13 protein-coding genes are annotated in these 12,317 nt (G+C 34.8%); all 13 read right to left on the bottom strand.

Annotated elements, in window-relative coordinates; all coding sequences use genetic code 11:
- Positions 1 to 8: 8 nt before the first annotated feature.
- A complete protein-coding gene (gene tpiA / locus ACHAJD_RS06315; protein ID WP_435585027.1) occupies positions 9 to 767 on the bottom strand; it encodes a triose-phosphate isomerase in 759 nt (252 codons plus the stop codon).
- 10 nt (positions 768 to 777) lie between these two features.
- Entirely contained in the window at positions 778 to 1,023 is a 246-nt protein-coding gene (locus ACHAJD_RS06310; RefSeq protein ID WP_435585026.1) for an HPr family phosphocarrier protein, read from the bottom strand.
- 13 nt (positions 1,024 to 1,036) lie between these two features.
- On the bottom strand, positions 1,037 to 1,585 hold the full coding sequence (locus tag ACHAJD_RS06305; protein WP_435585025.1) for a cupin domain-containing protein: 549 nt from the start codon (positions 1,583 to 1,585) through the stop codon (positions 1,037 to 1,039).
- Positions 1,585 to 2,781, bottom strand: coding sequence for a phosphoglycerate kinase (locus tag ACHAJD_RS06300; protein WP_435585024.1), 1,197 nt, complete (start codon positions 2,779 to 2,781; stop codon positions 1,585 to 1,587). Before ACHAJD_RS06300 ends, ACHAJD_RS06305 begins: the two co-directional genes overlap by 1 nt.
- 143 nt (positions 2,782 to 2,924) lie before the next feature.
- A complete protein-coding gene (locus ACHAJD_RS06295; protein ID WP_435585023.1) occupies positions 2,925 to 3,326 on the bottom strand; it encodes a competence protein ComK in 402 nt (133 codons plus the stop codon).
- 99 nt (positions 3,327 to 3,425) lie between these two features.
- Positions 3,426 to 4,532, bottom strand: a complete 1,107-nt coding sequence (locus ACHAJD_RS06290; protein ID WP_435585022.1) for an ABC transporter ATP-binding protein — start codon at positions 4,530 to 4,532, stop codon at positions 3,426 to 3,428.
- 79 nt (positions 4,533 to 4,611) lie between these two features.
- On the bottom strand, positions 4,612 to 5,175 hold the full coding sequence (locus ACHAJD_RS06285; protein ID WP_435585021.1) for a helix-turn-helix domain-containing protein: 564 nt from the start codon (positions 5,173 to 5,175) through the stop codon (positions 4,612 to 4,614).
- A 78-nt stretch (positions 5,176 to 5,253) separates the two neighbouring features.
- Positions 5,254 to 7,203, bottom strand: coding sequence for a transketolase (tkt, locus tag ACHAJD_RS06280; protein ID WP_435585020.1), 1,950 nt, complete (start codon positions 7,201 to 7,203; stop codon positions 5,254 to 5,256).
- 148 nt (positions 7,204 to 7,351) lie between these two features.
- Positions 7,352 to 8,764 carry a Fe-S cluster assembly protein SufB gene (gene sufB, locus ACHAJD_RS06275; RefSeq protein ID WP_435585019.1) on the bottom strand — a complete coding sequence of 471 codons (1,413 nt, stop codon included), beginning with the start codon at positions 8,762 to 8,764 and terminating at the stop codon, positions 7,352 to 7,354.
- A gap of 1 nt (position 8,765) precedes the next feature.
- Positions 8,766 to 9,200, bottom strand: coding sequence for a Fe-S cluster assembly sulfur transfer protein SufU (gene sufU / locus ACHAJD_RS06270; RefSeq protein ID WP_435585018.1), 435 nt, complete (start codon positions 9,198 to 9,200; stop codon positions 8,766 to 8,768).
- 9 nt (positions 9,201 to 9,209) lie between these two features.
- Positions 9,210 to 10,418, bottom strand: coding sequence for an aminotransferase class V-fold PLP-dependent enzyme (locus ACHAJD_RS06265; RefSeq protein WP_435585017.1), 1,209 nt, complete (start codon positions 10,416 to 10,418; stop codon positions 9,210 to 9,212).
- An 8-nt stretch (positions 10,419 to 10,426) separates the two neighbouring features.
- A complete protein-coding gene (locus ACHAJD_RS06260; protein ID WP_435585016.1) occupies positions 10,427 to 11,497 on the bottom strand; it encodes a SufD family Fe-S cluster assembly protein in 1,071 nt (356 codons plus the stop codon).
- Complete coding sequence (sufC, locus tag ACHAJD_RS06255; protein WP_435585015.1) at positions 11,464 to 12,300, bottom strand: Fe-S cluster assembly ATPase SufC; 837 nt, start codon at positions 12,298 to 12,300, stop codon at positions 11,464 to 11,466. Before sufC ends, ACHAJD_RS06260 begins: the two co-directional genes overlap by 34 nt.
- Between the last annotated feature and the right edge of the window lie 17 nt (positions 12,301 to 12,317).

Here is a 12,317-nt window from a genome sequence, read left to right as displayed (position 1 = left end):
TTTATAATTTATTTTTTATACGCTGCATTTACAAGGGTTAAGTAGGCTTTCGGATTTAAACTAGCCCCACCAACAAGTGCCCCGTCGATATGAGGTTCAGCCATTAATCCATCTATATTTTCTGGTTTAACACTACCACCATATAATATTCTGAGTTCATCTGATGTGTCTTTATTATATAATTCTTCTACTACACTACGTATGTAAGCAATTGTTTCGTTTGCTTGTTCATTCGTTGCAGTTTTTCCAGTTCCAATTGCCCAAATAGGCTCATAGGCAATGACTAAATCTTTAACTTGGCTTTTACCCAATCCTTTTAATGCTTTAACAACTTGGTCTTTCACATAAGCATTTGTCGTTCCAGCCTCACGTGTATCTAAAGCTTCTCCAACACACAAAATAGGCGTAATACCATAACGAAGCGCTTGGTGAAGTTTTAAGTTAACTGCTTCATCGGTTTCGTTAAAGTAAAGACGTCGTTCACTATGACCGACAATAACATAATCCACACCGATATTTTCAAGCAATGACGCGCTAATTTCTCCTGTAAATGCGCCTTCTACACTTTCGTGCATGTTTTGTGCGCCAATGCGCAGGTGTTCACCTTGACGTTTGACCAAATCTCTAAGTACTGGTGCTTGCGCACAAATGACTGTGTCAATAAACTCTTTATTTGGTACTTCCATATTTACAGCATAAATAAACTGGAGTGCTTCATCACGTGTTTTAAACATTTTCCAGTTTCCTGCAATCATTGGTTTTCTCATGATTTCACCCTTATCCTAATATTTTTTCAATGTCAGTAATGACTTGATCAGCTTGTGGCCCCTCAGCTACTAACACTATATTTTCACCACTTGGAATGGCTAAACTCATAAGGCCTAAGATTGATTTTGCATCAACAATTTTATCTGCGTAGATTAAACGAATATCTGAATTGTATCTTGAAGCTGCATGCACTACTTTTGAAGCAAGTGCCGCGTGTAATCCTGCAGTACTACTAATAATAATTTCTTTTTTCATGTGACTCTCCCTTCTAAAACATCGGTGGTGTACTAACCCATAGTACGACGGCCGGTTTTTTTGAATTATTTTCTATAACGTGGGTTTTATTACTCATATAGTAGAATGTGTCACCTGCTTTAATATTGTGACGCTTTTTTCCTACTTTTAAGACGATTTCGCCTTCTAATACATAACCAAATTCTTCTCCCGAATGGGGTTTGTCCTCAAAGGAAACACCACCTGGTTCTATTTCAATAATGATTGGTTCCATTTCATATTTTTGAGCATTTGGAACAATCCAGTGAATTTTATGTTTTAATGTTTCATTGGTTTTTTCATAAAAATCTTGAGGTGTAAATACATAAACATCATCTTGGTCTTCACTAAAGAATTCTCCTAGTGTTGTCCCTAATACTTCAAGTATATCGGTTAATGTTGTAATTGAAGGACTTGTTAAATGTCTTTCAATTTGTGAAATAAACCCTTTAGTCAGCTCGCAACGATTGGCAAGTTCTTCCTGAGTTAAATCATTTTCTAAGCGTAATTGCTTAATCTTTAAACCGATTTCTTTAGATTCCATTATTTCACATCATCTAAACAGGTCACACCAGGTAATTCTTTACCTTCTAAATATTCTAAACTAGCGCCACCACCAGTTGAGATGTGTGTGAATGCTTCTTCAAATCCTAAATTGATTGCGGCTGATGCAGAATCTCCGCCACCAATAATCGTTGTTGCGTTTTTAAGGTTAGCTAATGTTTCGCAGACACCAATTGTACCTTTAGCGAAATTACTCATCTCAAATACACCTACTGGTCCATTCCATACAACTGTTGCTGCATCTTTTAATAAGTCTTGATATTTTTCTAATGTTTTAGGTCCAATATCTAGACCCATTTCATCAGAATTAAAATCATCGAATGCACCAATACGAATTGGAGCATCGTTATTAAACTCTTTTGTTAATTTATAATCTATAGGTAAAATAATTTTCCCGTTTGCTTCTTCAAGAAGTTGTTTTGCTAAATCAACTTTGTCAAGTTCTACTAAACTTGTTCCGATTTCAAATCCTTGTGCTTTTAGGAACGTATAACTCATTCCACCGCCAATTAAAACAAGATCAGCTTTTTTAAGTAAATTCTGGATGACACCAATTTTATCACTAACTTTTGCGCCACCTAATATGGCAATAAACGGACGGTTTGGACTGTCAACTGCGCCACCAATAAACTTAATTTCTTTTTCAAGTAATAATCCAGCTACACTCTCAGATATATTTGATGCGATTCCAACATTTGAAGCATGTGCACGGTGCGCTGTACCGAATGCATCATTGACAAATACTTCTCCTAATGAGGCCCAATATTTACCTAATTCAGGATCATTTTTAGATTCTTTTTTTCCATCTAAATCTTCAAAACGTGTGTTTTCAAACATTAATACATCGCCAGCTTGCATTGAAAGAATCGCTGTTTCTAAAGCTTCTCCTCTAGTTTCAGGAATAAACTTTACTGGTTTTTTTAAAAATTCAGCGAGTTTTTCAGCAATTGGTCTTAATGAATTTTTTGCTTTATCTTCTTCTTTTTTGATGCGTCCTAAATGTGAGAAACACACCACTTTTGCATCTTGATCAATAAGCGTTTGAATGGTAGGTAAAGCTTGTCTAATACGGTTATCATCGGTAATAACCCCATCACTCATAGGCACATTGAAGTCCACGCGAACTAGTACTGTTTTCCCTGTTACCTTCAAATCACGTAATGTTTTCTTTGCCATACTTAATTCTCCTTTAAAATATAATCGAAGTTTCCAATGTCATTATACTAAATTAAGCCTGTAAAATCTAATAATTAACGGCTTTGAAAACACTTTCTTATAAATAAAACGCTTACAGAAAAAAAGACCGTCTGTTTACGGTCTTAATTTGAAAGTTTTTCAATAATTTGGATGGTTCGGTCATAACGTTTTTTTACTAAGCGATAATTATAGTTTAGTATAAGTGTTTCATTGCTATTAAAGATAATCATGGTTTTATTGATTTCTTGTTCGATAATTGCTTGAATTGCATGGACATTTAAACAGATTACATCAGTGTCTCTTAAAGGTGTCAGTGAAAAAAGACACAATTTATGATTGATATAAATCGGAACATTATATTTAAGAGAACATTGCTTTTTTAAAGCTTCAATTCTTCCATCGAAGGTAGTGAGTTCTTTAATTAATAAGGTATTTATAAATTGAATTAATCCTTTTTCTAAAACAACCTGGCGATAAGGAAAAACGACTTCAATACCATTTACATGTTTTTTTACATAATGCATCTTTTCACATCCTTTATTAATATTTTAGGCTATATTCTGTCTCAAATAAAGGATTTTTTGTTGAAAAAAAAGCAGGTGAACTTCACCTGCTTTAAATAATTACTTCTCGCGAATTCTTTCTTCTGTTTCTGGGTCAAAGAAATGACATTTGTTCATATCGAATGCAAGTTTAATTTTGTCTCCAATATGAATATCCGTACGTGCATCAACCTTAGCTGTAATGTCATGGTCACCAACTTTAGCAAAGATGTTTGTCTCTGCACCAAGTAACTCAGCTACATCTACGACTAAATCAACAACTGAATTTGGATAAGTATCGATGACTACTTGATCATCATGAATATCTTCAGGACGAATACCTAAGATAACTTCTTTTCCTTTATATCCTAATTTATCTAATAAAGCTGATTTTGCTTTAGGCACTTCAACTCTTAGTCCTTCTGATACAAAGTAAACTTTTTCATCAATTTTTCCTGAAATAAAGTTCATTGGTGGACTTCCAATAAATCCTCCAACGAATAAGTTGTTAGGATTGTCATAAATGTCTTTAGGAGCTCCAACTTGTTGGATGTATCCATCTTTCATAACAACAATACGCGTAGCCATAGTCATTGCTTCTATCTGGTCATGCGTTACATAAATAGTTGTTGTTCCAATTCTTTCATGTAGTTTGATAATCTCAGCACGCATCTGAACACGAAGTTTTGCATCTAAGTTTGATAATGGCTCATCCATTAAGAAAACTTTTGCGTTACGTACAATCGCACGTCCTAATGCAACACGTTGTCTTTGTCCACCTGATAGTGCTTTAGGTTTACGATCTAAGTAATCAGTTAATCCTAAAATATCAGCTGCAGCTTCAACTTTTTCACGAATTTCTTCTTTTGGCATTTTACGTAATTTTAATCCAAAAGCCATATTATCATAAACTGACATATGTGGGTATAATGCATATGACTGGAAAACCATCGCGATGTCACGGTTTTTAGGCGCAACGTCATTTACTAAACGTTCATCAATAAATAGTTCACCAGATGTAATTTCTTCTAATCCTGCAACCATTCTTAATGTGGTTGATTTTCCACACCCTGAAGGGCCAACAAAAACGATAAATTCTTTATCTTTGATTTCTAAATTGAAATCGAATACTGCTTGTACATTATTATCATAAATCTTGTTAATTCCATCAAATTTTAATGTAGCCATAGTAGCCTCCTTATATTAACTTAGTTCATTATATATAAAAAGTGTTCTATGCACTATGGGCAATGTGCACAAAAACACTTTAATCTTTAAATATTAACGTAAATACGCTTAACCCTTTAAAGGTTTTTATATCGATGCTTGTGGTTTCTATAATTTTATCTATACGGTAATGTAACGTATTGCGGTGCATATAACGTTTTTTAGCAGTAATCGATAAGTTCATATTAGCCTCTGCAATCGCGAGTGTTGTTTCAATTAATTCATAACCTAACAATTTAACAAGGTTTTTTTGTAGTGGTGGAATCATTTCAGGGTAGCGTTTAATAAGGCTTATTAGAAAAGATTCTATATCATACACTTTTTTAGGTAGCTTAATAAAATAATTAAGTAAGGTCTCTTCATTTAAAACATTTAAGGCTTCTTTTTCAATGGCTAAAATTGAAATTTTTAGCTCGAAATCACTTTGTATAAGTGCATGAATTTCTTCGTGATCGATAGGTTCTTCAAATGGATTAATGATTTCTATTTTCAACATATCTAAAGAAAGTGTGGTTATCTTTTGATTATCATATAACTCAAAAAAGAGGTCATCAAGTAGACTGTTTTTTTCTGGTTGATGGATGTAGATTATTTGTTGATGCATGGTATCACCTCTTTATGACATTATAGCATATTTAAAAGAAAAAAAGATACCAAAGCATGTGCTTTGGTATCTAAAAATTTATTCTATTTCTAAGTATCGTTTCGCTAAGTTTTCAGGGGTAAATCCAAAGTCTTTAATAACTTCTTCACCTGGTGCACTCTTACCAAACGTTTCTATACCATGAACATGGCTTGCAAATTGGTACCATAAATCTGGTGCACCCATTTCAATCGCTAAACGTTTTTTAACATTAGGTGGTAAAATGCTATCTTTAACTTTTTGCGGTTGTTTTTTAAATAGTTCCATAGAAGGCATTGACACAACCCTAACGTTAATATCTTTTTCTTGTTTTAAGTATTCTTGTGTTTTAAGTGCAACTTCTAATTCACTACCTGTTGCAATTAAAATACCTTCAAAATCATTAGCATCTTTCGCAACGTATGCCCCTTGTTTGAATTGCTCGTAATTAACTTCTGTTAGTACAGTAGTATCTTGACGGGTTAATGCAATAACAACTGGGGTGCGTTTCGATTCAATGGCGTAACGTGCAGCAAGTCTAACTTCGTTTGCGTGTGCTGGACGTAATGTGACTAGATGAGGGGTTGTTCTAAACATTGAAAGTTGTTCTACTGGTTCATGGGTTGGTCCGTCTTCACCAACGGCTACACTGTCATGCGTGAAGATGAAAATTGAAGGAATATTCATAAGTGCTGCTAAACGGATAGATGGTTTCATGTAATCAGAGAATATGAAGAATCCACCACTAAATCCTTTTAAATGATGGAGTACTAAGCCGTTTGTAATCCCAGCCATTGCATGTTCTCTTACGCCATAATTAATGTTTCTTCCTGTAGGATTATCTTTTGTGAAATTCCCGTTGATGCCTTTAACTTTAGTTGAACCTGATAAGTCAGCACTCCCACCAATTAAAGCGATCAATTCTTCTGATAAAGCAGGTAAGATTTTTCCGATTGAGTTACGGGTTGCTTCTTTTGTTCCAATTGGTTCAAAAGGCATGACCTTATCAATATTAATATGAAGTTCTTTAGTAATAATATCTTCTAGTTGACCAAACATATCAGGATAAATTTCACGGTACTCATCCATCATTTCGACCCACTCAACATGTGCACGGTCACCACGTTCGACGACTTTTTTGAAGAAATCTTGATAGACATCATCATCAATTTCAAATGGTTGGTTTGTAAAATTAAATTTTTCACGCATCGCTTCAGTTTCTTCTACACCGAGTGGTGCGCCGTGGGTTGCACTTGTCCCTTGTTTGCTTGAACCGTAACCAATGATTGATTTCACTTCAATAAAACTTGGTTGATTCGTTTCTTTTGCACGAAGGATTGCTGTATCAATAGCTTCTAAATCATTCGCGTCTTCTACTAATTGATAATGCCAGTTCATGCTTTCCATTTTCATTTTAATATTTTCACTTACAGCATCAATGGTAGGACCATCAAGTTGAACATCATTTGAATCAAATAAAATGATTAGACGTTCTAATCCTAAATGACCTGCTAAACTTAATGATTCTAATGCGATGCCTTCTTGTAAATCCCCATCACCACATAATACATAGGTGTAGTGATCGATAATATTTAAATCTTTTTTATTTAAGGTATGACGCAAGTATTTTTCACCGATTGCAATCCCAACTGCGTTTGAGATTCCTTGTCCTAGAGGCCCTGTAGTTGCTTCTACACCATCGGTATGGCGAAACTCAGGATGTCCTGGTGTGTTTGAATTAAGTTGTCTAAACTGTTTTAAATCACTCATACTAATTTCATAACCAGCAAGATGAAGGGTTGAATATAAAAGGGCTGAGCCATGTCCTGCCGATAAAATGAAACGATCTCGGTTAAACCATTTTGAACTGTTTGGAGTTATTTTTAAATGCTTTGTAAATAAAGTATACATGATTGGTGCGGCACCTAAAACGATTCCCGGATGACCGCTATTAGCTTTGTTAACCATATCTAATCCTAAAAATCGGATTGAATTAATTGATTTTTCCATAGACTTCTCTCCTATTCTTTTTACCAAAACTATTATAACTTAATTTGTGTATTTTTCAAACCAGAATCCATCTTTTTGATAAATGTTTATTTATTTAACTTGTCCTCATTATATCATAAAAAAAAGGCACATTTTGTGCCTTTTCGTTTTATCCGATTGAACCTTCCATTTCTAGTTTAATTAGTTGATTAAGTTCAACTGCATATTCCATTGGAAGTTCTTTGGCGAACGGTTCAATAAAGCCCATAATAATCATCTCAACTGCTTCTTCTTCACTCAGTCCTCGACTCATGAGATAGAAGAGTTGTTCTTCTGATACTTTGGATACTTTTGCTTCATGTTGAACCATCGCATTATTGTTTTGAACAATGTTATATGGTAAGGTATCTGAGGTTGATTGATCATCTAAAATAATCGTATCACACTCAATATTACTTTTAGCGCCTGTTGCACCTTTTGTATGGCGGACAATCCCACGGTAATTTACTTTTCCACCTTTAGCACTCATTGATTTAGAAATAATACTACTTGTTGTATTTTTCCCGATGTGAATCATTTTAGCCCCTGTATCTTGATGCATCCCTTTGCCTGCAAATGCGATAGAGATGGTTGTGCCTTTAGCACGATCACCTTTTAAAATACATGCAGGATACTTCATATTGATACCACTACCAATATTGCCGTCAATCCATTCCATGTGTCCATCTTCTTCGACTAAGGCACGCTTAGTTACTAAATTTATAATATTGTTAGCCCAGTTTTGAATAGTAGTGTAACGACAATGGCCACCTTTTCTTACAAATATTTCCACCACAGCAGCATGTAAAGAATCCGTTGTATAAATCGGAGCAGTACATCCTTCAACATAGTTTAAACTTGCATCTTCATCTACAATAATTAAGGTACGTTCAAATTGTCCCATTTGCTCGGAGTTAATTCTAAAATAAGATTGTAATGGTTTTTTTACATGAACGCCTTTAGGCACATAGATAAATGATCCGCCACTCCACACTGAACTATTTAGTGCCGCATACTTATTATCACTATAAGGGACGACTTTATTGAAGTATTCCGCAAATAGTTCAGGATATTCTCTTAAGCCTGTGTCGGTATCAGTAAATACTACACCTAAATCTTCCAATTCTTTAATCGTAGAGTGATAAACAACTTCACTTTCAAATTGTGCGCCAACTCCTGCTAAGAATTTCTGCTCAGCCTCTGGAATTCCTAATTTGTCGAACGTGTTTTTGATTTCACTCGGTACATCATCCCAAGATTTTTCACTACGTTCTGATGGTTTTATATAGTAAGTGATGGCTTCAAAATCTATTCTTGATAAATCAGGTCCCCAGGTAGGATTTTTAAGCTCGATAAATTTTTGGTAAGATTTCACTCTAAAATCCGTCATCCATTTTGGTTCTTTTTTAATTGCAGAAATTTCACGAACTTTATCTTCTGTTAATCCTTTACCTGTATTCATAACGGATGTAGTTTCTGTTTTGAATCCGTATTTATAATCACCAATAATTCTTTCTATTTCTCTTTTGGTTTCTTCACTCATATTATTCACCCTCTTCTTTCAGCGTTTGTTCAAAAGCCTTCCATGCAATGGTGGCACATTTGACGCGCGCTGGAAATTTTGTGACGCCTTGATAAGCAAAAGCATCATCTAAGTCGATCGTTTGATCAAACGTTTGATTTAAGATCATCCTTAGGTAATTTGTGGTTAGGTTTTGAGCTTCACTTACTGGTTTTCCAATCATGAGTGTTGATAATACACTCGCACTAGAACAACAAATACTACACCCAGAACCTTCGTGTCTAACATCTTTAACAATCCCATCTTCAATGCGGCTTTGAATCGTAATATCATCGCCACAACTAGGATTTTTAATATGATATTTGTGATAATGATCATTATCAAGCAATCCTTTATTACGAGGATTTTTGTAATGATCCATAATTATTTGTCTGTATAAATTTTCTAATTGCTCCATAATAGCCTCCTAAAACCCTACTTCACTAAAGAATGTACGTGCACGTTTAACACTATCTATAAAACGCATAACATCTTCAACTGTGTTATAGATATAAAATGATGCACGCAGTGTCGCTGCAACATTTAACCATTTTATAACGAGTTGTGCACAGTGATGGCCGGCTCTTAAAGCAATATGGTCTTGATCAAAGAAACTAACAGCATCATGAGGATGTACCCCATCAATATTAAAATTAATAATCGCTGTTTCTGTAGTCTTATTATAAATCGTAATGCCTTTAATTTTACTTAATTCGCTCAGAGCCATTTCTTTTAACATGGTTTCGTGTGTAAGAATTTCATCATAACCGATGGCCTCTAGGTAATCGACTGCTTCGCTTAAGCCAATAGCCTCAGCTATTGGGGGCGTCCCTGTTTCAAACTTGTATGGCGCATCTTTGAACTCTGCATCAAATAAGTCAACATAATCATTCATGTCGCCACCAAACTCGATCGGTTCCATTTTCTCTAGTAAAGCTTTTTTACCATATAAAACACCAATTCCGGTTGGTCCGCACATTTTATGACCAGAAAATGCTAAAAAATCACAATCTAGTGCTTTTACATCAACTTTTTTATGCGGTACAGCTTGTGCTGCATCCACACTAACAACCGCTCCTTTAGCATGAGCAAGCTGAATTATTTCTTTTAGTGGGGTTTCATAACCCATAACATTTGAAATATAAGTTAAAGCGACTACTTTTGTATGATCGGTTAATGTTTTTTTAAAGTTATCAACGGTGATACGCCCTTCGGCGTTTAGCGGAATGTACTTCAATGTTGCACCTGTTTTTTTCGCAACCATTTGCCATGGCAAAACATGTGAATGATGTTCTAACTCACTCACAATAATTTCATCACCTTTAGTTAGATTATTCATACCATAACTAGATGCCACTAAGTTAAGCGCACTTGAAGCGCCTCTTGTAAACACGGTTTCTTCAAAGCTTCCATTGATGAAACGTGCGATATTTTCTCGCGCTTTCGTGTAATGCTCTGTCGCTTTATAACTTAGTTGGTATACCCCTCTATGAACGTTTACTGGATACTCATAATAGTATTCATTCATTTTATTGATTACTACGTTTGGGGTTAAACTAGATGCAGCAGTATCTAAGTAGGTTAATGTTTGTTTAGTCAAAATGGGAAAGTCTTGGCGTATTTTTTGTACATCCATGGTATCACCTAATTTGTTTTATGATTGAGTAAAAGCTGAATGTAATCTTTTAATGTTTCACTACCTACCACATTGTTAAGGGCAGCTAAAAAGCCATTAATGATTAAGCGTTCTGCATCTTTTCTTGTGAGTCCACGACTCATTAAATAGTATAGTTGGTCTTCATCGATTTGTCCAATCGCAGCCCCATGGCCTGCTTCAACATCAAATTCATCGATAATTAATAAAGGGTTGGCGTCAAGTCTAGCTTTTGCACCAATTATAACGCCTTTATTACTTTGTTTTGCAATACTACGTTTCATATTTTTATGGATTTTTCCAACCCCTTCAAATAGTAACGTACTATCATCGTTTGCCACACCATAGTGTTCAATATAGCCTTCTGTAAAAGGCGCTTCGTGTTCTACAACAGTGTGATATGATGCTTCTTGATTTTTATTTGTAACCGCAATGGTTTTCGTGGTTGCACTTGCGTAGTCTCCAACTAAATGAACGTGATTCATTTGGTGGGTTAAAGCATCAGAAAATGCAGCATTAGTAAGTAGAAATTTACCGTATCTATGTACATAAGCATCTCTTATAATCGCATTCGCATTCGCATGATCACTTTGAGATAAACTTGTATAAGTAAACTGAGCATTTTCTTTTATATCTGAATAAGTAACTATGTTTAAAGACTCTTTTACATTGCTATAAACATATTCGAACAATTTAAAGTTTGATAATGGTTCTATTTGATATAACGTTTGAAGTGTAAATGAATCTTGATTACCAATGTAAAAAATATGCAATATAGCATCTGAGGTAAATTTACGTGGGACTTTAACAACTAATCCGTTTTCTAATTGGTTTTTATTCACAGTTATGAGTTCATGACTTTGATCAAAGTTACGAATTTCTTCTAAAAAAGCATCCCGTGGTAATCGTTCAATTGTTAATGATTTAAAAGTTTCATCCATTTGCAAAAATTTAATGGTAGTTTGGTCTACTAAAACAACATTGGTCAGTGTATTGATTAAGGTGCTTAACTGCTTGGGTAAAGTCATCATTTCTTTTCTAATGCTTCTTTCGTCGCACATGCCCCAAGTAATACACGTTCGTCTTCAACCTCAGGTATCACACGTTCATCTTCTATACCAAGTTCTTCTTTTATCCAATCATAACCATTTTGATCGATTTTAATCATTAAGTCTACTGAACCTGATTTTACAATACGTCCTTGCATCATTACATGAACCGTATCTGCACTAATATAATCAAGTAATCTTTGATAATGCGTAATAAGTAATAAGCCTAAATCTTTATTTTTCATAGCTGTTACGTTATCTCCAACTACTTTTAATGCATCCACATCTAATCCTGAATCGATTTCATCTAAGATTGCTATAGCGGGTTTTAGCATTTTAAGTTGAAGAATTTCGTTGCGTTTTTTTTCACCACCACTAAACCCTTCGTTTAAGTAACGGTGTGGGAGATCTTCACTCATTTTCAGTTCTTTAACTGCTTTATCGTATTCACGAATAAATTTAAATAATGATAGTTTTTCATTATCTTTTAAACGCGCATTCATTGCGGTTTTAATGAAGTCACTATTAGTAACTCCTGGCACTTCTGCAGGTGCTTGCATCGCTAAAAAGAGTCCTGCACGTGCACGTTCATCCGTACTCATTTCTAGTACGTCTTCACCATCTAAGGTGATTGTCCCTTGTGTTACTTCATAACGTGGATGCCCCATAATGACACTAGCAAGTGTACTTTTTCCTGTTCCATTAGGGCCCATGATTGCATGGGTTTCTCCACCTTTTATTTCTAAATCGACACCCTTAAGGATTTCTTTTCCATCCACTTGAGCGTGTAAGTTTTCTATTTTTAATATGGCCATAATAATTACCTCCTTGA

It is taken from the genome of Liberiplasma polymorphum, from assembly GCF_043951795.1.
GTDB classification, from domain to species: Bacteria; Bacillota_I; Bacilli_A; order Izemoplasmatales; family Izemoplasmataceae; genus Liberiplasma; species Liberiplasma polymorphum.
The sequence above is the reverse complement of the archived record's forward strand: the minus strand, read 5'-3'. Positions and strand labels throughout refer to the sequence as shown.